19 protein-coding genes are annotated in these 22,034 nt (G+C 71.0%); 7 read left to right on the top strand and 12 right to left on the bottom strand.

Features of this window, described 5'->3' with window-relative positions; translation table 11 throughout:
* Positions 1-41 precede the first annotated feature (41 nt).
* The 4 genes from AC0L6F_RS00425 to AC0L6F_RS00410 form a co-directional block, all read right to left on the bottom strand.
* On the bottom strand, positions 42-1,064 hold the full coding sequence (locus AC0L6F_RS00425; protein ID WP_473538794.1) for a hypothetical protein: 1,023 nt from the start codon (positions 1,062-1,064) through the stop codon (positions 42-44).
* A 242-nt stretch (positions 1,065-1,306) separates the two neighbouring features.
* On the bottom strand, positions 1,307-1,798 hold the full coding sequence (gene def, locus AC0L6F_RS00420) for a peptide deformylase (protein ID WP_473538793.1): 492 nt from the start codon (positions 1,796-1,798) through the stop codon (positions 1,307-1,309).
* Between the two features lie 3 nt (positions 1,799-1,801).
* The gene (locus AC0L6F_RS00415; RefSeq protein ID WP_274635808.1) at positions 1,802-3,565 is read right to left on the bottom strand and encodes a MinD/ParA family ATP-binding protein; all 1,764 of its coding nucleotides are present in this window, start codon (positions 3,563-3,565) and stop codon (positions 1,802-1,804) included.
* A 98-nt stretch (positions 3,566-3,663) separates the two neighbouring features.
* A complete protein-coding gene (locus tag AC0L6F_RS00410; protein WP_473538792.1) occupies positions 3,664-7,071 on the bottom strand; it encodes a pyruvate carboxylase in 3,408 nt (1,135 codons plus the stop codon).
* Between the two features lie 95 nt (positions 7,072-7,166).
* Here AC0L6F_RS00410 and AC0L6F_RS00405 point away from each other — a divergent pair, with 95 nt between their 5' ends.
* The gene (locus AC0L6F_RS00405) at positions 7,167-7,988 is read left to right on the top strand and encodes a ParA family protein (protein WP_274635810.1); all 822 of its coding nucleotides are present in this window, start codon (positions 7,167-7,169) and stop codon (positions 7,986-7,988) included.
* 66 nt (positions 7,989-8,054) lie between these two features.
* Here the strand turns inward: AC0L6F_RS00405 and AC0L6F_RS00400 are convergent, their stop codons facing one another.
* The 3 genes from AC0L6F_RS00400 to AC0L6F_RS00390 form a co-directional block, all read right to left on the bottom strand.
* On the bottom strand, positions 8,055-8,597 hold the full coding sequence (locus AC0L6F_RS00400; RefSeq protein WP_274635811.1) for a MerR family transcriptional regulator: 543 nt from the start codon (positions 8,595-8,597) through the stop codon (positions 8,055-8,057).
* Between the two features lie 109 nt (positions 8,598-8,706).
* Positions 8,707-9,399 carry a transcriptional regulator FtsR gene (ftsR, locus tag AC0L6F_RS00395; RefSeq protein ID WP_274635812.1) on the bottom strand — a complete coding sequence of 231 codons (693 nt, stop codon included), beginning with the start codon at positions 9,397-9,399 and terminating at the stop codon, positions 8,707-8,709.
* Positions 9,399-9,896 carry an FHA domain-containing protein gene (locus AC0L6F_RS00390; protein ID WP_259611744.1) on the bottom strand — a complete coding sequence of 166 codons (498 nt, stop codon included), beginning with the start codon at positions 9,894-9,896 and terminating at the stop codon, positions 9,399-9,401. Before AC0L6F_RS00390 ends, ftsR begins: the two co-directional genes overlap by 1 nt.
* A gap of 165 nt (positions 9,897-10,061) precedes the next feature.
* Between AC0L6F_RS00390 and AC0L6F_RS00385 the strand changes: the two genes are divergently transcribed.
* Together AC0L6F_RS00385 and lpdA are read left to right on the top strand one after the other, a co-directional pair.
* Complete coding sequence (locus tag AC0L6F_RS00385; RefSeq protein WP_473538791.1) at positions 10,062-10,619, top strand: copper resistance CopC family protein; 558 nt, start codon at positions 10,062-10,064, stop codon at positions 10,617-10,619.
* Between the two features lie 10 nt (positions 10,620-10,629).
* The gene (gene lpdA, locus AC0L6F_RS00380) at positions 10,630-12,027 is read left to right on the top strand and encodes a dihydrolipoyl dehydrogenase (protein WP_473538789.1); all 1,398 of its coding nucleotides are present in this window, start codon (positions 10,630-10,632) and stop codon (positions 12,025-12,027) included.
* A 231-nt stretch (positions 12,028-12,258) separates the two neighbouring features.
* Here lpdA and AC0L6F_RS00375 read toward each other — a convergent pair whose 3' ends face one another.
* The 4 genes from AC0L6F_RS00375 to AC0L6F_RS00360 all read right to left on the bottom strand — a co-directional run bounded on the left by AC0L6F_RS00375 (position 12,259) and on the right by AC0L6F_RS00360 (position 15,686).
* On the bottom strand, positions 12,259-12,870 hold the full coding sequence (locus tag AC0L6F_RS00375; RefSeq protein WP_274635815.1) for a CYTH domain-containing protein: 612 nt from the start codon (positions 12,868-12,870) through the stop codon (positions 12,259-12,261).
* Entirely contained in the window at positions 12,867-13,094 is a 228-nt protein-coding gene (locus AC0L6F_RS00370; protein WP_274635816.1) for a response regulator, read from the bottom strand. The genes AC0L6F_RS00375 and AC0L6F_RS00370 overlap by 4 nt, the downstream gene beginning before the upstream one ends.
* 65 nt (positions 13,095-13,159) lie before the next feature.
* Positions 13,160-14,668, bottom strand: a complete 1,509-nt coding sequence (locus AC0L6F_RS00365) for a CoA-acylating methylmalonate-semialdehyde dehydrogenase (protein WP_473538788.1) — start codon at positions 14,666-14,668, stop codon at positions 13,160-13,162.
* 103 nt (positions 14,669-14,771) lie between these two features.
* Entirely contained in the window at positions 14,772-15,686 is a 915-nt protein-coding gene (locus tag AC0L6F_RS00360) for an NAD(P)-dependent oxidoreductase (RefSeq protein WP_473538787.1), read from the bottom strand.
* A gap of 145 nt (positions 15,687-15,831) precedes the next feature.
* On the opposite strand from AC0L6F_RS00360, the gene AC0L6F_RS00355 reads away from it, so the two are divergent.
* On the top strand, positions 15,832-16,719 hold the full coding sequence (locus tag AC0L6F_RS00355) for a LysR family transcriptional regulator (RefSeq protein WP_473538786.1): 888 nt from the start codon (positions 15,832-15,834) through the stop codon (positions 16,717-16,719).
* Here AC0L6F_RS00355 and AC0L6F_RS00350 read toward each other — a convergent pair.
* Positions 16,699-17,709 (bottom strand): YihY/virulence factor BrkB family protein, encoded by a 1,011-nt coding sequence (locus AC0L6F_RS00350; protein WP_473538785.1) that lies wholly within the window; start codon positions 17,707-17,709, stop codon positions 16,699-16,701. The genes AC0L6F_RS00355 and AC0L6F_RS00350 overlap by 21 nt on opposite strands.
* Before the next feature lie 467 nt (positions 17,710-18,176).
* Between AC0L6F_RS00350 and AC0L6F_RS00345 the strand changes: the two genes are divergently transcribed.
* The 3 genes from AC0L6F_RS00345 (at position 18,177) to AC0L6F_RS00335 (ending at position 22,032) form a co-directional block, all read left to right on the top strand.
* Positions 18,177-19,844, top strand: a complete 1,668-nt coding sequence (locus AC0L6F_RS00345; RefSeq protein WP_473538784.1) for a GspE/PulE family protein — start codon at positions 18,177-18,179, stop codon at positions 19,842-19,844.
* 347 nt (positions 19,845-20,191) lie between these two features.
* Positions 20,192-20,869 carry a response regulator gene (locus AC0L6F_RS00340; RefSeq protein ID WP_473538783.1) on the top strand — a complete coding sequence of 226 codons (678 nt, stop codon included), beginning with the start codon at positions 20,192-20,194 and terminating at the stop codon, positions 20,867-20,869.
* A complete protein-coding gene (locus tag AC0L6F_RS00335) occupies positions 20,866-22,032 on the top strand; it encodes a sensor histidine kinase (protein WP_473538782.1) in 1,167 nt (388 codons plus the stop codon). Before AC0L6F_RS00340 ends, AC0L6F_RS00335 begins: the two co-directional genes overlap by 4 nt.
* The last annotated feature ends 2 nt before the right edge of the window (positions 22,033-22,034 follow it).

Genomic DNA, 22,034 nt, shown 5'->3' with positions numbered 1-22,034 from the left:
CGGCTGCGCCACGCCGCGCGGCCCGCGTGCCGCCCCGAGTACTACCGGAAGATCGGGCCCGGGTCGGGCGACGGCCGGCACTGAGGTGGCTGGATGCCGTAGACGGCGAGCCTGCGCCGGAACTCCCCGGTCGTCACGATGTGCTCGTCGCCCACGCGCACCACGCGGCGGTCGGTCTGCGCGCGGATCCAGTCCTCACGCTTCTTCTCGTCCAGCAGCACCTCTTCCAGCGGTGCTCCGTCGCGCATCGCCTCGTCGAGGTACTTCGTCTTCCCGTCGAACTCGAGCCACCATTCGTCCGTGGCGAGGTCGATGTACAGCATGGTCCCGTTCGGTCCCGCCACAGCGACCTGCAGCCCGGTGATGACGAAGCCCAGCTGTGACATCCGCAGTCGGGTCACGCTCTCCCCCGGCAGCTGCGCCCGGCCGTCCGCGAAGGCGATGACCCATCGTGCCCGACGCGCCCCGCGTGCCCGCGGCATCCGGTCGAGGATCCCGTGCATCGCCAGACGCAGCTCCTCTGCAGCATCCTCGTCATAGTCCCATGGTCCCTCCCCCGCGGCGACCGAGCGCAGCGCAGCATCCGCGGCCGCCACGGCGACCTCGGTCGAGCAGGTCCGCGCGACGTCCACCACCGTCCGCGCGAGGGAAGTGCAGCGGATGCCGTCGACCTCGACGATCTCGGAGGCCTCGAGCGGACCGAAGTGGCGCACGACGTCGCGGGTGCTGGAGACGCGCACGCCTTTCTCGCAGATGACGTGGACGCGGTCGGGCAGGTAGTGGAACAGCGGGAGCCCATGCGCGACGGCCGCCGACTCGTTCGCGATGATCGGGCCGGGATCGCCGGCATCCGCGACCACGGCGGCCACGTGCGCGAGATGCTGCTGCTCCCAGAACAGCGACTCCCACAGCTCGAACGCCATGTACCAGCCGTGGTGCAGGCGCCGCACGACTTTATCGCGAACGGCGGCGCGGATGCCGTCGTCCGTCCATCCCTCGGCGATCAGCGTCGCGCGGGAGAACACCGAGGAGTGGATGGTGGTCGGATCCTGGGCGGTGCGCATGGCTTCGATGATGGCCTGGCCCACGGGCCTCCGGGCATGCCGCCAGTGAATCCGTGGACAACGGGCGCGGATGCCGTGTCTGGGGAGGAAGCGGCGTCCGGTCTCCGATGCCGACCCCGTCGCCGGCCAGGCCCGCTTCCAACCACATCAATTCGCCCACTGCACATCAAACTCGGCCAGGTTTCATGTGCACTCGGCCAGATCGTACGATTTCGCGCAGAAGAGGCGGGCAGAGGAGCGGGTCAGAACCAGGGGGACTCGCGGATCTCGCGCATCGCCTGGCGGCGGGCGGCGGGCTCGAGCCGGTGGATGTAGAGCGTCCCGTCCAGGTGGTCCGTCTCGTGCTGGAGCGCCTGGGCGAGCACCCCGTCCCCGCTCACGGTGATCGGCTCGCCGTCGACGTCGACCCCGGTGACCGTCGCATGCGGGTAGCGCAGCACCTCGTGCCACAGGCCGGGCACCGAGAGACATCCTTCGCCCATCCGCTCGGGCTCGCCCGACACCTCGGTGAGCACCGGATTGAGCACGTAGCCGATATCGCCGTCCACGTTGTAGCTGAACGCCCGCAGGCCGACCCCGATCTGCGGGGCCGCCACGCCGGCCCGCCCCGGAAGCTCGACCGTGTCGACGAGGTCGCGCACGAGGGCGTGGATGCCGTCGTCGATGTCGCCGATCGGCTCGCTCGTGCTGCGCAGAACGGGGTCGCCGAAGAGGCGGATCTGTCGGACCGTCATCGGCTAGGCGGCCGCGGCCAGCGAGCGCAGGCCCTCGACGACCGTCACCGCGAGCTCGCGGGCGGCCTCCCGGGTGGCCGGCTGCAGGTCGCGGAAGCTGATGGCGCTGCCGGTCGCGATGAGCGGGTCGTACGGCATTCGCACCACCGTGCGCACGCGCGTGCTGAAGTGCGCCTCCAGCTCGTCCTCGCTGACCAGCGGTGTGCCCGGCCGGGCGTTGTTCAGCACGACGACGGCGCTCCGCGTGAGGTCCGCGTACCCGTTGGCCTCGAGCCACGTCAGTGTCTCGGACGCCAGACGCGCCTCGTCGATGCTGAGTCCGGACACGATCACCAGCTGATCGGCGAGTCCCAGCGTGGCCCCCATCACCGAGTGGACGATGCCGGTCCCGGTGTCGGTGAGCACGATCGAGTAGTAGTGCGCGGCGAGCGCCGCGACATCCTCGTAGTCCTCGTCGCTGAACGCCTCCGAGACGTTCGGGTCGGCATCGGACGCGAGCACGTCCAGCCGCGTCTCGTCGCGCGCCACCACGGTGGACACGTCGTTGTAGCCGTTGACGGCGCCCTTCATGCGCACCAGATCGCGCACGGTCTTGCCGCTCGGCCGGGCGATCCGCTCGGCGAGCGTGCCCCGGTCCGGATTCGCGTCGATGGCGATCACCCGGTCGTCGCGCGCGTCGGCCAGCGCCATGCCGAGCAGGGTCGTGATCGTCGTCTTGCCCACGCCGCCCTTGCGGGACAGCACCGGCACGAACCGCGCGCCGCCGTTGAGCGGCGCCGCGATGCGCCGGGTCAGCTCCTTGCGCGCCCGCGCCCGCTTGCCGTCGCCGAGGTTGATCCGGCCGCCGGACAGGGAGTAGACGAAGTGCTGCCACGTGCCCTCGGGCTCGCCGCCGGCGGTCCCGTGCTCGAGCAGGCGATCCGCGGTGAGCAGGTCGGAGGTCTCCTTGCCGACCTCGAACTGGTCGAGCCGCTTCGAGGTCAGCGTCTGCTCGAACCGGGGCGGGTGCACGCGCTCCACCTCATGCGTGCGGGCGCGTTCGTGGGCGCGCCCGGAGCGGGTCTCGTCCATGGATGCCTCCTCTGCGGCGGTCGCGAACCGGTCGCCGGTGACCTTCGCACTGGACCCAGTCTGCTCTGCTTCGACCGGATCCGCATCGACGACCTGCTCCGAGGCGTCCGACGCGGAGCCGACCGTGTGCAGTCGGGTGGCGGGCGGGATGTCGCTGTCGGCGGATCCGTCGGCCGCGGCCGCCGCATCCTGGGCGGCGGCGGGATCGGCGTCGGCGTCTTCGGCGAGCGGACCGGCCGCGGCATCCGCCCCGGCGTCCTCGTCCTCGTCGTCATCGGCAGCGTCGTCATCAGCGAGGTCGTCATCGGCGACGCCGTCATCAGCGACATCGCCCGTCGCGGCATCCGGCACGACATCGTCCTCGAGGGCCTCGGCGTCGTCGTCCTCGATGACCTCGTCCTCGATGACCTCGGCCTCGATGACCTCCGCCTCGAATCCGTCGTCGACCGGCTGGTCGTCCGGCGCGTCGCCGGCGGACGCCTCGGCCTCTCGTGCGTCGTCGACGACGGCGCCGTCGTAGGCCGCACCGTCGTCGTCGGCGCCGTCGACGGCGCCGAAGTCGACCTCGTCGTCCACGACATCGTCGTCGAGCAGGTCGTCATCGGCGGTCACCGGCAGCGACACGCTCACCTGTGCGGTGGCGCCGCCGAGGATGCCCAGCACCGCGGTGTCGGAGCTGGCGGCGTCGGACAGCACGCCCCGATCCTCGGTGGGATCGGGCGTGGAATCAGGGTGATCAGGCGTCAAGGCAGAACTCTCCAGAACGGGCGGGCCGGGCGAACCCGCCCTTCAGGTTACTGCCGAGGGTGGATGACGACCAAAAGGTCGCCCGCCTCCACCTGTGCCGTCCCGGTCACCACGAGCCGCTCCACGACGCCGCCGACGGGCGCGGTGATGGCCGCTTCCATCTTCATCGCCTCGATCGAGGCGACCGGCTGACCGGCTTCGACCTCGTCCCCCTCGGCCGCCTTCATGGTGACCGCACCGGAGAACGGGGCCGCGACCTGCCCGGGCCGGGACGTGTCGGCGCGCTCGGCCTGGCGGGCCTCGACCTCGACGCTGCGATCGCGGACGAACACCGGGCGCAGCTGCCCGTTCAGCGTGGTCATCACCGAGCGCATGCCCTTGTCGTCGGCCTCGCCGATGGCCTCCAGACCGACGAACAGCTGCACGCCGCGCTCGAGCTCGACCACGTGCTCGGTGCCCGGGGTCAGACCGTACAGATAGTCCGCCGTGTCGAGCACGCTGAGGTCGCCGTACTGCTCGCGGCTGTCACGGAACGCCCGGGTCGGGGCCGGGAACAGCAGCTCGTTGAGCATGCGCCGACGCTCACCGGATTCGCCGTTCAACGACGCCTCCTGCGCGGCGTCGATCGGGGTGAACCCGATCTTGACGTCACGGCCGGCCAGCACCTTGCTGCGGAACGGCTCGGGCCACCCGCCCGGCAGATCGCCGAGCTCGCCGGCCATGAACGAGACGACCGAGTCGGGCACGTCGAAGCGCTCCGGGTGCTCCTCGAACTCGGCCGGGTCGGCCTTGACGGCCGCCAGGTGCAGGGCCAGGTCGCCGACCACCTTCGAGGACGGGGTGACCTTGGGCACGCGGCCGAGGATGTCGTTCGCGGCGGCGTACATGTCCTCGATCAGCTCGAAGTCGTCGGACAGTCCCAGCGCGATGGCCTGCTGGCGCAGGTTCGACAGCTGCCCGCCCGGGATCTCGTGGTGGTAGACGCGGCCGGTGGGGCCGGGCAGCCCGGACTCGAACGGGTGGTACAGGTGGCGCATCGCCTCCCAGTACGGCTCGAGGTCCGAGACGGCATCCAGCGACAGGCCGGTGTCGCGCTCGGTGTGCGCGAGGGCTGCGACCAGCGCCGACAGGGAGGGCTGACTTGTGGTGCCCGACATCGGGGCGGCCGCGGCATCCACCGCGTCCGCTCCAGCACCACTGGCCGCCAGCAGGGTGGCCAGCTGCCCACCGGCCGTGTCGTGCGTGTGCACGTGCACCGGCAGGTCGAACCGCTCGCGCAGCGCGGCGACCAGCGTGGCGGCCGCGGACGGACGCAGGAGCCCCGCCATGTCTTTGATCGCGAGGATGTGCGCGCCGGCCTCGACGATCTGGTCGGCCAGGCGCAGGTAGTAGTCCAGCGTGTACAGGTCCTCGGCCGGGTTCAGCAGGTCTCCGGTGTAGCAGACGGCGACCTCGGCGACCGCCGTCCCGGTCGCCAGCACGGCGTCGATGGCCGGCCGCATCTGCGAGACGTCGTTGAGGGCGTCGAAGATGCGGAAGATGTCGATGCCGGATGCCGCGGCCTCACGCACGAACGCGTCGGTGACCTCGGTCGGGTACGGCGTGTAGCCGACCGTGTTGCGCCCGCGCAGCAGCATCTGGATGGCGATGTTCGGCATGGCCTCACGCAACTTGTCCAGCCGCTCCCACGGGTCTTCGCTGAGGAAGCGGAGGGCGACGTCGTACGTCGCCCCGCCCCACGCCTCGACCGACAGCAGCTGCGGGGTGAGCCGGGCCACATACGGCGCGACCGCCACCAGGTCCTTGGTGCGCACCCGGGTGGCCAGCAGCGACTGATGCGCGTCGCGGAAGGTGGTCTCGGTGACGGCCAGCTCGGTGCGCCCGCGCAGGTCGGCGGCGAAGCCGGCGGGACCCAGGGCGAGCAGCCGCTGACGCGACCCGTCCGGCGCGGGCACGGTCAGGTCGACGTGCGGCAGCTTGACGGCCGGCTCCATGCTCAGCGGATTCACGCCGTTGGGCTTGTTGACCGTGGCGTCCACGAGCCAGTTCAGGATCTTGGTGCCGCGGTCCTTGGACACCCGGCCGCGAAGCAGCTCGGGACGCTCCTCGATGAACAGCGTCGAGACGTCGCCGGCCAGGAACTCGGGGTCGTCGAACACCGCCTGCAGGAACGGGATGTTGGTGGCCACGCCCCGGATGCGGAACTCGGCGAGGGCGCGGCGGGCGCGGACGACCGCCTGCCGGAAGTCGCTGCCCCGGCAGATGAGCTTGGCCAGCATCGAGTCGAAGTGCGGGCTGATCTGCGAGCCGGCCGCGGTGGTCCCGCCGTCCAGGCGGATGCCGGCGCCGCCCGGCGACCGGTAGGTGGTGATCTTGCCGGTGTCCGGCCGGAAGCCCTGGGACGGGTCCTCGGTCGTGATCCGGCACTGCACCGCCGAGCCGCGCAGGTGGATGTCCTCCTGACGCAGCCCGAGCTGGTCGAGCGTCTCGCCCGAGGCGATCCGCATCTGCGACTGCACCAGGTCGACGTCGGTGACCTCTTCGGTGACGGTGTGCTCGACCTGGATGCGCGGGTTCATCTCGATGAAGACGACCTCGCCGGCGCGCTCCCCCGCCGTCTCGAGCAGGAACTCGACCGTGCCGGCGTTCTGGTAGTCGATCGACCGGGCGAACGCGACCGCGTGCCGGTGCAGCTCCTGTCGGATGCCGTCGTCGAGGTTGGGGGCCGGCGCGATCTCGACCACCTTCTGGTGGCGGCGCTGCATCGAGCAGTCCCGCTCGAACAGGTGCACGGTGCTGCCCTGAAGGTCGGCCAGCACCTGCACCTCGATGTGCCGGGGGCGGATGACCGCCTGCTCGAGGAACATGCGGGCGTCGCCGAACGCGCTGCCGGCCTCGCGCATGGCCTCGGCCAGAGCCGGTGCGAGCTCGCCCTTCTCGTCGACCCGCCGCATCCCGCGCCCGCCGCCGCCGGCGACCGCCTTGGCGAACAGAGGGAACCCGATCTCGTCGGCCTGCGCGAGCAGAGCGTCCACGTCGTCGGATGCCTCGGTGGAGCGCAGCACCGGAACACCGGCGTCGATCGCGTGATGCTTGGCGGCCACCTTGTTCCCGGCCATCTCGAGCACCGACGCGTCGGGACCGATGAACGTGATCCCGTTCGCGGCGGCCTTCTCGGCCAGTTCGGGGTTCTCGGAGAGGAATCCGTACCCCGGATAGATGGCGTCGGCGCCGGACTCCCGCGCCACGCGGATGATCTCGTCGACGTCGAGGTAGGCCCGCACCGGATGTCCCGGCTCGCCGATCTGGTACGCCTCGTCGGCCTTCAGCCGGTGCAGCGAATGGCGATCCTCGTAGGGATACACCGCGACCGTGCGCGCTCCGAGCTCATACGCCGCACGGAACGCGCGGATCGCGATCTCACCGCGGTTGGCGACCAGGATCTTTCGGAACATGCGACCCCCAATGGGAGGCGATCGCCCGAGGCGCAGGCGACCGACCGACGTGGCTGAGTGTGTTCTCAGCCTAGAGGACGGTAACGTAGAGCCTTGTGCACGTCCTCTCCGTCAGCTCACTCAAGGGCGGCGTCGGCAAGACGACCGTGACGCTCGGCCTTGCCTCCGCCGCTTTCGCGCGTGGCGTGAAGACCCTCGTCGTCGATCTCGACCCGCAGTCCGACGTGTCCACGGGCATGGACATCCAAGTCGCGGGGCGGTTGAACATCGCCGACGTCCTGGCCAATCCCAAGGAGAAGGTGGTCCGTCAGGCGATCACCTCCAGCGGCTGGGCCAAGGTGCACCCCGGCATCATCGACGTGATGATCGGCAGCCCGTCGGCCATCAACTTCGACGGTCCGCACCCGAGCGTGCGCGACGTCTGGAAGCTCGAAGAGGCGCTGGCCGCGGTCGAGGCCGACTACGACCTCGTGCTCGTGGACTGCGCGCCCTCGCTGAACGCGCTGACCCGCACCGCCTGGGCCGCCAGCGACCGGGTGATCGTGGTCACCGAGCCGGGCCTGTTCTCGGTCGCCGCCGCCGATCGCGCGCTGCGCGCGATCGAGGAGATCCGCCGCGGCCTGAGTCCGCGACTGCAGCCGCTGGGGATCGTCGTGAACCGGGTGCGCCCGCAGTCGATCGAGCACCAGTTCCGCATCAAGGAGCTGCGCGACATGTTCGGCCCGCTGGTGCTCTCCCCGCAGCTGCCCGAGCGCACCTCGCTGCAGCAGGCGCAGGGCGCGGCCAAGCCTCTGCACATCTGGCCGGGCGACTCCGCACAGGAGCTGGCAGCCGACTTCGACGCCCTGCTGGACCGGGTGATGCGCACCGGGCGCATCCCGATCCCGGGCGAAGTGACGGCGTCCTCCGCCACCTGAGCCGGTCGCGGCATCCGCCGTCACACGGTCGGGATTCCGGCATCCCCACCGATCCGCGCCAGCGGGTCAGGCCGTGCGCTTGGCGCGATGCGCCGCCAGCTCGTCGACCGGATCGGGACGCTGCGGGTCGAAATCCAGCAGCGTCGACTCGACCTCGGTGAGCACCTTGCCCACCGCGATGCCGAACACGCCCTGGCCGCGGCTGACGAGGTCGATGACCTCGTCGTTCGACGTGCACAGGTAGACCGAGGCGCCGTCGCTCATCAGCGTGGTGCCGGCGAGGTCGCGGATGCCGGCGACCCGCAGCTGCTCGACGGCGGTGCGGATCTGCTGCAGCGAGATGCCGGTGTCCAGCAGCCGTTTGACGAGCTTGAGGACCAGGATGTCGCGGAAGCCGTAGAGCCGCTGCGATCCGGAGCCGCTGGCACCGCGCACGGTGGGCTCGACGAGCTCGGTGCGCGCCCAGTAGTCCAGCTGGCGGTAGGTGATGCCGGCCGCGCGGGCGGCGACGGCGCCACGGTAGCCGACCTCGTCGTCCATGGCCGGAAGGCCGTCGGTGAAGAGGAGGTCCACAGCGAACCGCTCGCCTGCCGAATCGTCGTCGGTCATCGACATCCCCCTTCGCCGGAGTCCAATGGCGTTGCCTCCACGGTACGGGAGCAACCCCCCTCCGGCAATGACATCCGCATGCAGGGTCGCGGCGTGTCGTCCGCGACTCTCACCGGACGAGCCGCTCGAGCGCGGCGCGCACGAAGTGTCCGCGCACGTCGCCGATGCGGGCGGCGATCTCGGGGGCCAGCTCGCCGGCACGGCCGCGGGACGCGGCATCCGTCCGCCGCAGCAGCGGCGCCAGCGCGGACTCGATCAGCGCCACCTCACGCTCCGCGGACTGTCGCAGCGTGCGCATGTGCCGCGGTTCGATGCCGTGCCGCTCCAGCGCGACCAGCGCCCGCAGCACCCCGAGCGTCTGCTCGCTGTAGCTGTCGGCGGCGATGATCACCCCGGTGCTGATGGCGTCGTTCAGCAGCTGCGGGCCCGCGCCGGCCGCGGCCAGCAGCTCGGCCCGGCGGTACCGGCGGGGAGCGGGGGTGATCGACGGGGGCACGGCGGCCGGAGGCGACGGATCGCGGCCGGCGTCGACATCCTCGATGTAGTCGCGGATGCGGGCCAGCGGCAGATAGTGGTCGCGCTGCAGGGTGAGGGCCAGGCGCAGCCGTTCGACATCCTCGGGGGTGAATTTGCGGTAGCCGGACTCGGTCCGCAGCGGGGTGACGATGCCCTGCATCTCGAGGAAGCGGAGCTTGCTGGCCGTCAGCGCGGGGAATTCCGGGCTGAGCCGCGCGAGGACCTGACCGATGCTCAGGACTCCCCCGTTCGCGCGTGCGCGGCGGGGGGCGGGGGCGGCGGGCATCAGCTGTCCGCGGACCCGGCGAGGTCGGCCGGCGACACGAAGAAGTTCAGCCGGAACTTTCCGATGCGCACCTCGGCGCCGTTGACCAGCTCGGAGCGGTCGACCCGCTCGCCGTTCACATAGGTGCCGTTGAGCGATCGCTGGTCTACGATCTCGAATCGCCTGCGCTCGCGGGTGATCTCGGCATGGCGGCGCGAGACGGTGACGTCGTCGAAGAAGATGTCGGCTTCGGGATGCCGGCCCACGGTCATCACGTCGTTGTCGAGCAGGTAGCGTGCACCGGCGGTCGGACCCGACCGCACGATCAGCAGCGCAGAACCCGCCGGCAGCGCCTCGATCGCGTCGAGTTCGGCGCTGCTCAGATCGCTGCCGAACGGCACGAACGAGAGGTCGGAATCGTGACCGAAGGTCTGCGTCGAGTCGCTGGAGACGGGGCGGCCGTGCGCGGCGCCGTCGCGCCGGATGTCGCCCGCTCCGGGTCGGCGGTTGTCGTCCACGGTCGTCCTCCCTTTCCCCCAGACTAACCGATACGGCACTGCCTGTGAGAGCGAAAGCACCGGGTTCGACACTATTGAACCGGATGGGTCCGTGTCCACTCGGCGAACCCGGGTCCGCACCCCCGGGCAGACCCGGTCATAGAGGCGGCGGGTAGGCTCACGGCCGTGAGAATCCGTACCGCTGCCGCCGCCCTCGCGCTGGCCGCCGTCGCCGTGCTCGGCGTCGCCGGACCGGCATCCGCCCACGATCAGCTGCTGTCCACCACGCCCGCGGACGGATCCTCGGTCGATGCCCTGCCGGCGGAGGTGACGCTGACCTTCAACGACACCGTGACGGATGCCGGGGGTGAGGCGAATCAGGTGCGGGTCCTGGACGCCTCCTGCCAGGTCCTGGACGACGGGGCGCTCAGCATCCAGGACAACGTCGTCTCGCAGGCCGTCAGCGGGTCGGCCACCGGCCCGGTGCACGTGCTGTGGCGGGTGGTCTCCCGCGACGGACACCCGGTCTCCGGCGAGTTCACCTTCACGGTCGCCGGGGGCGAGGCATCCGCACCCCAGCCCTCCCGCACGTGCGACACCGCGGCATCCGCCGCCCCCGCGCCGACCGCCGGACAGGGCGTGACGCCGCTGCCCTGGATCATCGGCGGAATCGTCGTGGTGATCGTGATCGCCGGAGTCGCCTATCTGCTGGTGACCCGCTCGCGCCGCACCGACGACCATTAGGCTGGGGACCATGCCACATTTCGACGTCGTCATCCTCGGCGCCGGCCCCGGCGGTTATGTCGCGGCCGTTCGCAGTGCCCAACTCGGGCTTTCCGTCGCAGTCATCGAAGAGAAGTACTGGGGCGGTGTGTGTCTGAACGTCGGATGCATCCCCTCCAAGGCGCTGCTGAAGAACGCAGACCTCGCCCACCAGGTGATGCACAAGGCCGACCTGTTCGGCATCTCCGGCGACGTGCACTTCGACTTCGGGGTCGCGTGGGATCGCAGCCGCAAGGTCGCCGATACCCATGTCAAGGGCATCCACTTCCTGATGAAGAAGAACAAGATCACCGAGTTCGAGGGGCGGGGCTCGTTCACCGGCCCGAACGCCATCACGGTGACCAAGGCCGACGGCTCCACCGAGGAGGTCACGTTCGACAACGCGATCATCTCGACCGGCTCGAAGGTGCGCAGCCTGCCCGGCGTCGAGATCGGCGGCAACATCGTCACGTACGAGGAGCAGATCCTCACCCGCGACCTGCCCGGCTCGATCGTCATCGTCGGCGCCGGTGCGATCGGCATGGAATTCGCCTTCGTGCTGCGCAACTACGGCGTGGAGGTCACGATCATCGAGTTCCTCGATCGCGCCCTGCCCAACGAGGACGCCGAGGTCTCGAAGGAGATCGCCAAGCAGTACAAGGGCTACGGCATCGACATCCTCACCTCGACGAAGGTCGAGAAGGTGGAGGACGCCGGCGACAAGGTCACCGTCAGCTACACCGCCAAGGACGGATCGACCGGATCGCTCGAGGCCGACAAGGTGCTCATGTCGGTCGGGTTCGCCGCGAACGTCGAGGGCTTCGGGCTGGACAAGACCGGGGTGAAGCTCACCGAGCGCGGCGCCATCGACATCGACGACCACATGCGCACGAACGTGCCGCACATCTACGCGATCGGCGATGTCACCGCCAAGCTGCAGCTCGCGCACGTGGCCGAGGCGCAGGGCGTCGTGGCCGCCGAGACGATCGGCAAGGCCGAGACCATGACGCTGGGCGACTACCGGATGATGCCGCGCGCGACGTTCTGCAGCCCGCAGGTCGCGTCGTTCGGCCTCACCGAGCAGCAGGCGCGGGATGCGGGCTACGACGTCAAGGTCGCGAAGTTCCCGTTCTCGGCGAACGGCAAGGCGAACGGCCTGGGCGAACCGGTCGGGTTCGTGAAGCTGATCGCCGACGGCGAGCACCTCGAGCTGCTCGGCGGGCACCTGATCGGCCCGGACGTGTCGGAGCTTCTGCCCGAGCTGACCCTCGCGCAGAAGTGGGATCTGACCGCGCTCGAGGCGGCCCGCAATGTGCACACCCACCCGACGCTGTCGGAGGCGCTGCAGGAGGGCTTCCACGGCCTGGTCGGGCACATGATCAACCTCTAGACTGAAGGCCAGTCTCCCGGTTTCCGGGAACTCGTGACGCCGCCCTGGATCGAAGCCGAGGGCGGCGTCACTGCTTCCCCCTCCCTGCTTTCGCGCCCTGCTTCCCGTCGGGATCGTACGATCTGGCCGAGTGCACATGAAACTTGGCCGAAATTGATGTGCACTCGGCCAGATCGTACGATTTCGAGGAAGAGGCGGGCGGGCCGGGGCGGGCCTGGGCAGGCGGGCGGGTCAGGCTCCGAGGGCGCGGGCGAGCTTCGAATCGGATGCCGCGGGGCGGCCGCCGGCGCGAGCCACGAGTGCGTCCACCGCGCTGAAGAACGCGTCGACGTCGGCCGGGGCCGCGGGGCCGAGCTCGACCTCCCACTCGCGCCACGACGACTCGGTGCCGGCACGCTCGTCGCGGGCGCTGACCTGGTCGTCCACGACCTCGGCCACCAGCGCACCCTCGGCATCCCGCAGCGCGTACGCCGTGCGCCGGTTGCGGATGCGCGCGAGCGGCTGGAACGGGCCGGCCGACCACTCCGCGAGGATCGCCGCGACCTCGGCGGGGACGCCTTCCTCGGCATCCGCCCCCAGGGGCCAATGCCATTCATGCCGCCCCTCGGCCGCCGACGCCTTCACGTGCCAGCCGGCGTCCGGCCCGCCCTCACGCCGGCGCACCGCGATGCGCTGCCGGGCGAGCGTGCGTTCGGCCGTGTCCAGGTAGCGCGCGTCCAGCGCGCGGTGCTCGGGCTCGTCCACCCGCGCCACGTCGGGCAGCAGCGTCCAGTCCGGCAGCGCCGTACCCTCGTCGACGTCGTACTTGCGCTCGATCTCGAGGGAGTGCGTCGGCCGGGTCATTCGTCGCGCTGGTCGGGATCCGGGTCGATGTCGGCCGTCGCCTCGACGTACACGAACGTGGCGGCCGTCGGGCCGTCATGCGCGCCGGTGTTCGTGTCGGCGCCGGCGCGCTCGTAGATGAGCTGTCCCTCGCCGTACGGCATGATCAGCGAGTCTGACGCTCCCGGCTCGAGCGGAATGATCTGCCCGTCGAGCGGGCCCCCGGAAAGACGTGCGATGGCCATGCTCACAGCGTAGTGCGCTCGCGGCCGATCGCCGCGTACTTCGCGGCCCGCGCGAGGCGGCGCCCTCAGTGCGTCGGGAAGCCGAGGCTGATCTGGCTCTCGCTCGGCTCGGGCCAGCGGCTGGTGACCACCTTGCGGCGGGTGTAGAAGTTGAACGCCTCGGACCCGTACATGTGCGTGTCGCCGAACAGCGAGTTCTTCCACCCGCCGAACGAGAACGACCCGACCGGCACCGGGATCGGCACGTTGATGCCGACCATGCCCACCTCGATGTCGTACTCGAACTGCCGGGCGGTCTTCCCGTCCCGGGTGAAGACGGCCGTGCCGTTCCCGTACGGGTTCTCGTTGATCATCCGCACCGCCTCGTCGTAGGTGTCCACGCGCAGCACCGACAGCACCGGGCCGAACACCTCCTCGTCGTACACCCGCATCCCGGGCTTCACCTCGTCGACGAGGGATGCCCCGAGGAAGAAGCCCTCGGAGTCGAACTCCTGCTCGCGCCCGTCCACGACGAGGCGCGCGCCCTCCCCCTCGGCGCCATCCACGAATCCGCGCACGCGGTCGCGGGCCGCCGCGGTGATCAGCGGGCCGATCTCGTTGTCCGGGTCGAAGCCGTCGCCGATGCGCAGGTTCTTCATCCGCTCGGCGACCTTGGCCACCAGGGCGTCGCCCACGCCGCCCACGGCGACCACGGCCGAGATGGCCATGCAGCGCTCGCCGGCCGAGCCGAACCCGGCCGACACGGCCGCGTCGGCCGCGGCATCCAGGTCGGCGTCCGGCATCACCACCATGTGGTTCTTCGCGCCGCCGAGGGCCTGCACGCGCTTTCCGTGCGCGGCGGACTCGGTGTAGATGTACTTCGCGATCGGGGTCGACCCGACGAACGACACGGCCTTGATGATCGGGTCGGCCAGGATCGCGTCGACCGCCTCTTTGTCGCCGTGCACGACGTTCAGCACTCCATCGGGCAGGCCGGCCTCGGAGAACGCGTCGGCGAGCCAGACGGCGGCCGACGGGTCGCGCTCACTGGGCTTGAGGATGACGGCGTTGCCGGCCGCGATCGCGGTCGGCACCATCCACAGCGGCAGCATCGCCGGGAAGTTGAACGGAGTGATGCAGGCGACCACGCCCAGCGGCTGCCGCACCTGGTGCACGTCCAGCCCGGTGGCGATCTGCTCGGAGTACTCGCCCTTCAGGTGGTGCATCAGGCCCGTGCAGAACTCGACGTTCTCCAGCCCGCGGGCCACCTCGCCCATCGCGTCGGGGACCGTCTTGCCGTGCTCGGCGGTGATGATCCGGGCCAGCTCTTCGGCACGGGTCGTGATGATCTCGCGCAGCCGGAACATCAGCTGCGCACGCTTGACCAGTCCGACATCCCGCCACTTCTTCTGCGCCGCGGCGGCGGTGCGGGCGGCCTCGGCGACCGTCTCGGCCGACGCGAGACCGACCTCGCCGATCGGCGCGCCCAGCGACGGGTTGTAGACCGCGCCGCGCCGCGGGCCGGGCTCGACGCGCCTGCCGCCGATGACGTGCGGGATCTGAGTGAGGGTGGGGGTGTCGATGGTGGTGCTCATGATGTTCCTTCGTGGGGATGCCGGGGTTCGGAATGCCGGGGTTCGGGATGCCGGGGTTCGGGATGCCGGGGTTCGGGATGCTGCGGGGATGGCGTGCTCGGGCTCAGTGACCGCTCCAGCCGCGCAGCGTGCCGTCGGGCGAGGCGAACTTCGTGACCAGGGTGCAGTCCTTGCCGCCGAAGCCCTCGGACACGAGCTCGTCAAGCTGCCCGAGCGCGAGCTTCGCGGCCGGCAGATGGACGCCCGTCGTGTCGCCGGCCTGCACGGCCAGCGCGCAGTCCTTGCGGGCGAGATCCACCGAGAAGGTCGCGTCGAAGTCGTGGTTGGCCGCCGCAGTGGGCACGATATCGGGAACCGGATACCAGGTGCGCTGCGCCCAGGACTGACCGGACGCCGCATTCGCGACGTTCCAGAACACGGCGTGGTCCAGGCCCAGCTGCTCGGCCAGCTGCGAGCCTTCGGCGACCGCCATCGTGGAGATGAACAGCATCATGTTGTTCACCAGCTTTGCGGCGATGCCCGCCGTCGCCTCGCCGCAGGCGATCACATTGCCTGCCATCGGAGCGACGTACCCCCGGGCGCGCTCCACGTCATCGGGGGCGCCGCCGAGCATGAAGGCCAGCGAGTGCGCCTCGGCTCCCGCCGTGCCGCCCGAGACGGGACTGTCGACGAACGTGAAGCCGCGCGCGGTCGACTCGTCGTGGCACCAGCGCGAGGTCGCGACATCCACCGTCGAGGTGTCCATCAGCAGGGTGCCGGCCGCCGCGTGCGCCCAGATCCCGTCCGGACCGTCGTACACCGAGCGCACATGCTGCGGCATCGGGAGGGAGGTGAAGCACGCCTCGGCGCCTTCGAGCGCCTCGGCGATCGAGCCGACCGTGGTCACGCCCCGCGCGGCCGCGACGGCGGCGCACTCCTCGGAGATGTCGTAGCCGCGCACGGTGTGTCCGGCAGCCACCAGGTTCCCGCTCATCGGCGCACCCATGTGCCCGAGTCCGATCCACGCGATCGTCGACATCCTGCCTCCTCGAAGGTGTCCACGCGACATCCCGGCGATGCGGATGCCGCGTCGAAGCCAGGATAGGCACGACAGGCACTGCAGATCAATGCACGAAGATGCGGCATCCTTGCACCCTGAGTGTGCATTCCTGCACGCTTGTCCCATGGTTCGCGAACCGCAGCCCGAGGCGCTGATGACGTTCCTCGCCGTCGCGCGCCTCGGGCGCTACACGGCCGCCGCCGAGGTGCTCGGGGTCAACCACTCGACCGTGTCGCGGCGGATCGCCGCCCTCGAGGAGGCCATGGGCGGACGCATCCTGGTGCGGACGGCCGGAGGGTGGGAGATCACCGACCTCGGCCGGCGCGCGCTGACCACCGCCGAGAGCATCGAGGCGTCGCTACGCGCGCTCGGCGAGGAGACCGGCGGCGACCCGGTGCAGGGGATGGTGCGCATCGCCGCGCCCGAGGCGTTCACCTCGGCGTTCCTCGTGCCGGCCGTGACCGCGCTGCAGCACCGGCACCCGGGGCTGGCGGTCGAGCTGCTGGCCGCGACGCAGCGAGTGCGGCAGAACCGCTCGGGCGTGGACCTCGAGGTGGTCGTGGGACGACCGGCCGTGCACCGCGCGTTCGCCACGCCGGTGTGCGACTACTCGCTGCGGCTCTACGCGAGCCCGGCGTACCTGGAGCGCTGCGGGACCCCCGCCGCCCTGGACGAGCTGTCGCAGCATCCGCTGATCTACTACGTCGAGTCGTCGCTGCAGGTGGACGAGCTCGACCGGGCGGTGCAGTCGCTGCCGACCTCTCCCCCGTCGATCCGGTCCACCAGCGTGTTCGCCCACGTCGAGGCCACGGCCGCCGGCGCCGGCATCGGGATGCTGCCGGACTTCCTGGCCGATCTCGATGACCGGCTGGTCCCGGTGCTGCGCGACGCGTACGCGCACCCACTGTCGTACTGGGCGGTGGTCCGCGACGAGGGGCCGCGCAACGCCGCGATGGCCGCGACGCTGGACGCGGTGCACGAGCGCGTGCGGTCAGTGGCGGGGCTGCCCTGAGTTTCCGGGCGTCTGCTCGCCGGCGCGCGCGTGGTCGAGCTCGGCGACCGCGGTGCGGACGGCATCCTCGGCCCGCTGCACCCGCCGGTGCGCCATCGTGGGGCTGCCGTGGCGGGCGCGCACCCGGTCCTGCTGCTCGGCGACGCCGACGATGATGTACGAGCAGGCGATCAGCAGCACCTGCGCAGACAGGTTCAGCCACAGCAGCAGCGCGATCAGCGACGCGAACGACGCCAGCAGCGGGTTGGATGACGCGCCCCGCACGAACAGGAACGACAGCTGCTGCAGCACGGTGAGGCCGACGCCGCCGATCAGAGCCCCGGGGATGATCGCGCGGGCGTTCGCACGGACCCCGGCCAGCACGATGAACAGCAGCGCGACGATCACCGCGTCCAGGACGAACACGATCACGACCGAGGCCACCTGGGTCAGGACGACCGCGACCCCGGCAGAGGCCGGCCCCGCCCACTCGCGCACCCCGTCCGCGAGCTGGGAGACCAGGAACGTGGCACCGGCGGAGGCGGCGAACCCGACGCCGATCGCGATCGCCAGCCCCAGGTTGCGCAGCAGCACCCAGACGAAGAACACGTCGTCGTGGATCTGGTCGGCCAGCGTCCGCAGCGCGGTCCGGGTCGATGAGATGGCACCCAACGCGGCGCCCACCAGGCCGACCAGGCCGACGATCCCGGCGATCGTGAGGCCGGTGGGGGCCGTGATCGTGGACGGGTCGACGAGACCGCCGCTGCCCACCAGTCCCGGGATGACGGCGTTGACCGTCGTCTCCAGCCGCCGCATCGCGTCGGGGTTGCCGGCGAGCCAGGCCGCGGCGGCGCTGAAGCCGAGGAGCACCGCCGCGAATACGCTGAACAGCGTGCGGTAGGTGATGGCGTCCGCCAGCTGCGGCCCGCGGTGCTCGGTGTAGTGCAGGAGGGCGCGCACCGGCTTCAGGCTGAGTGCCCACGCCGTGATCTTCCGCATCCGCTCGCGCACGGCCCCACCCTAACCGCGACACGCCGACGCGTCTCCACCCGCGACGCACGTCGACGGGATCCGTGTCGCTTAGGCTGGCGGAGGTTGCACGCGGCCGTCGACAGCCGGGCCCCCAGCCCGATGATGCGCTCGTTCCCCAGACGGGTCGTCACGGCCGTCAACCGTGCGTGGGTGCCGCAACGTGTCGCGAGTCGGCGCGCGCGACACCCACGCACCTCTCGCACTCGAAAGTGCGGTGTCGAGCGCCTCGTGCGGCCCCCCAGAAGAACGGCCACACCGCTACGCCGCGGCACCCGCCTCCCCAGTTCGGCGGTGCGGCTTCACCCTAGCCGATCGGCGGCGCCCGGCGGCAGGACCCCGCGCCGGTTCACAGCGAACCACGAGGTTCGGCGGTCCCATCGTGCCCTATCCGCGCCGGGGGCTGACCGGTAAGATGAGCGTCGGGGAATGGGGAACGGGGGTTCACCGTGAGGGATCTTGCTCAGACGCTGGTGGAGGCTGGGGCCGTGGATGCCGCGCGGATGTCGACGCTGGTGCGCGACGTCGGCGACGGCGACCAGCTGCGCGAGAAGCTGCTGGAGGCGCGCCTGGTCACCGACCGGCAGATCGCCGAGGCGATCGCCCTGCACAGCAACCACCGGTTCGTCGACCTGACCGGCGCGACTCTCGACCCCGACACCATCGCAGTGGTCCCCGGAGCCCTGTGCCGCAAGTATCAGCTGATCCCACTGCAGCGGCTGCGCAACCGCCTCATCGTGGGGATGCTGGATCCCACCGACCTCATCGCCATCGACGACGTCACCAGCGTGGCCGACACGCAGATCGAGCCGGTCGTGGTGGCCGCCGACGCGCTGCAGCAGGCGTTCGAGCGGTATCTGCGCTCGGACGAGGAGCTGAGCGACCTGTCGGTGCAGATCGGCGAGGCGATAGCACCGGCCTCGTCGGCCGCGCACACCGAGTCGCTGGACGATGGCGACGACACCCCGATCATCCGGTTCGTGAACCTGCTGATCGCCCAGGCGATCAACGACCGGGCCAGCGACATCCACGTCGAGCCGGGCGAGCAGTATCTGACCGTGCGGTTCCGCATCGACGGGGTGCTGCACGAGATGCAGCGGGCCGATCCGGCGATCCAGGACGGCGTGATCTCGCGGCTGAAGATCATGTCGTCGATCGACATCGCCGAGCGCCGCAAGCCGCAGGACGGACGCCTGTCGGTGCGGCACGACGGCCGCCAGATCGACCTGCGGGTGGCGACCCTGCCGACGGTGTGGGGCGAGAAGATCGTGCTGCGCATCCTCGACACGACCGGCCAGGCCCTCGCGATGAGCGACCTCGAGTTCTCGGTCACGAACGAGCGCCGGTTCACCGCCGCGATCACCCGCCCGCACGGCATGGTGCTGGTCACCGGTCCGACCGGGTCGGGCAAGTCGACGACCCTGTACACCGCGCTGCGCACGGTCGCCGATCCCACCGTCAATGTGATCACGGTCGAGGACCCGGTGGAGTTCCGGATCGCGGGGATCAACCAGGTGCAGGTGAACCAGCGGGCCGGGATGACGTTCCAGGCCGCGCTGCGGTCGATCCTGCGTGCCGACCCGGACGTCGTGCTGGTCGGCGAGATCCGCGACAACGAGACCGCGACGATCGCGATCGAGGCGGCGCTGACCGGCCACCTGCTGCTGTCGACGCTGCACACCAACGACGCGCCCAGCGCGATCACCCGCATGACCGAGATCGGATGCGAGCCGTTCCTCGTCGCCACCGCGCTGCAGGCGGTGGTCGCGCAGCGGCTGGCGCGCAAGCTGTGCACGCACTGCAAGCTGCCGTACACCGAGAACTCCGAGACACTGCGGCAGCTGCGCTTCCCGCACGAGCACAACGATCCGCCGCAGCTGTACAAGGCCGGCGGCTGTCCGTCGTGCTCGGGCACCGGCTTCCGCGGCCGGATCGCGCTGCACGAGGTGATGACGATGTCGGACGAGCTGCAGCAGCTGATCACCACGCACGCGACCGGCACCGCCCTGCGCCAGGTGGCCCTCGATCAGGGCATGGTGTCGCTGCGCGACGACGGCTGGAGCAAGGTCACGCAGGGCCTCACGACGATCGACGAGGTGCTCCGCGTCAGCGTCTGACGAGGGGCGGATGCCGCATCCCGGTCACTGTCGCACGCCGGGGAGTTTTCTCCCTTCCGCCGCGCGCCGGGCGTTCGTAGAGTGAGGCGTCACCGCCGGAGGCAGCGTCGTCACCAGCATCGGGACCGTCACGGTCATGCAACTGGGGAGCAGGCGCCGGATCGTCCCGTGATGCGTGTTACGCGCGGCCCACGGACCGGCACCGGCATGTGACCGACGCGGAGGAGTGGGGAGATCTCGCCGCGTCGGTCCGCGCCCGGTCTCTCCCGCGCGGGCGCGAACCCGGCCACCGCATCCGCGCGGCGCCGCTGGAAAGCGCCCGCGCATCCGTACACTGATGCTCGAGCATGGAAGCCGAGCACGTCATACGGGTGATCCTCGTGGAGGACCAGGCGCTTTTCCGTTCGCTGCTGGGTGATCTGATCCGTCGTGAGGACGGTTTCGCGCTGGTGGCGGCAACGGGAAGCGTCTCCGAGGCGCGCACTCTGGCCACCACCCGCGCGGTGGACGTGATGCTGATGGACGTCGAGCTTCCGGACGGGAACGGCTTCGCCCTGGCCCGCTCGCTGCGCGCCGCCCGCCCCGAGCTGGGCATCGTGCTGCTGAGCGGCCACGACGTGATGGACCTGCTGCTGGCCCTGCCCGAGTCCGAGCGGGCCGGATGGAGCTATCTGTCGAAGACGACATCCACGTCCCGACCCCTGCTGCTGCGCGCCCTGCACGCGAGCGCACGGGGCGCCAGCGTGCTCGACCCCGAGCTGATCGCCCGCCTGGCTCCGCGACGCGGCAGCGCCCTCGAAGCCCTCACCCCGCGTCAGCTGGATGCCCTGCGGCTGGTCGCCGAGGGGCTGTCCAACGCGGCCATCGCCCGCGAGATGGGCATCTCGGCGCATTCGGTCGACAACCTGCTGAACGCGGTCTACACCGCCCTCGGGGTGCGCAACGACGGCGAGCTGAACAGCCGGGTCGCCGCCGCGCTGCAGCTCGTGCGCGACGGCGCCAGCACGACCGGCCGGTCGGGATGAGCCCCGCGTCGCCGCGGGCCGCCGCCGACCGCGACCGTCGCGAAGACCTCCGGGTGCTGCTGCTGACGGCGGGCGCGCTGCTGACCACGTTCGCGATCGGGTCGACGGTGCAGGCGGTCTTCGTGTTCCGCCCCCTGCGGCTCAGCGCCGCGCAGCTCGCCGCGCAGGACGCGCTCCTGCCCACCCGGCTGCTGATCGGCCTGGCGACCGTGGGGTTCGTCCTGCTGGTGTGCGCGCTCGTGCGCCTGCCCGAGCGCCGGCTCGGTGCCGTGTTCACCCTGCTCGTGGGCACCGCCGTCATCGCCGGCGTCTGGCGTCACCTCGTCCAGCTGTGGATCGGCGTCTACGCGCAGCCGTCGGTCAACGCCGGCGTCACCGAGATCGCCTCGGTCTTCGTGGTCGTGATCGTCTCGCTCCTGCTGGCGCTGCTGCAGGTGCGCGCCCGGGTGCGCCTGCGCGAGCACGAGCGCGCCGCCGCCGAGCAGCGCACGCGCGCCTCGGTCGCCCTCGCCGAGCTGGCCGCCGAAGAGATGCGCGTGCGCCGCGAGGTCGCCGAGGGACTGCACGGCACCCTGCAGGGCCGGCTGGTGCTGACCCAGACCGCGCTCGGCGGGCTGATCGACCACGGCCGGGACGAGGGATGGGATGCTGCCGCACTCGATCGGCTCGACGGCATCCGTCGTGACCTCGACACGATGCGTGAGCACGACGTCCGCGAGCTGAGCCAGCTCGTGTACCCGGTCGGCGTCGATGTGAGCCTCGCGCACGCGGTGCGCAGCCTGGTGCGTCGGGTGCCCGCCGACATCGCCGTGACGGCCCAGGTCGCGCCCGAGGCCGATCACGCCCTGGACGGCGATCACGCCGATGCCGTCAGCGCGCGCATCGCCCTGGTGCGCGCCGTGGAGGAGGGCATCACGAACGCGCTCCGGCACGGTGCGGCGACCGGCATCGACATCCTCATCCGGCTCGACGGCGCGCCCGGGGCCGAGCGCGTCATCCTCACCGTCGACGACGACGGTGCCGGCCTGCCGGCACTCCCCCGGTGGAACGGCCTGGCCCGCCTCGCGGAGCGCCTCGAGCGGCACGGCGGCCGCGCGGTGCTGGAGGCGTCGCCGCGGGGCGGGGCCCGCCTGCGCGTGGAGCTGCCGGCCGCCGGTCGGTGAGC

The sequence above is a fragment of the Microbacterium sp. G2-16M genome (genome assembly GCF_055809115.1).
The sequence above is the reverse complement of the archived record's forward strand: the minus strand, read 5'-3'. Positions and strand labels throughout refer to the sequence as shown.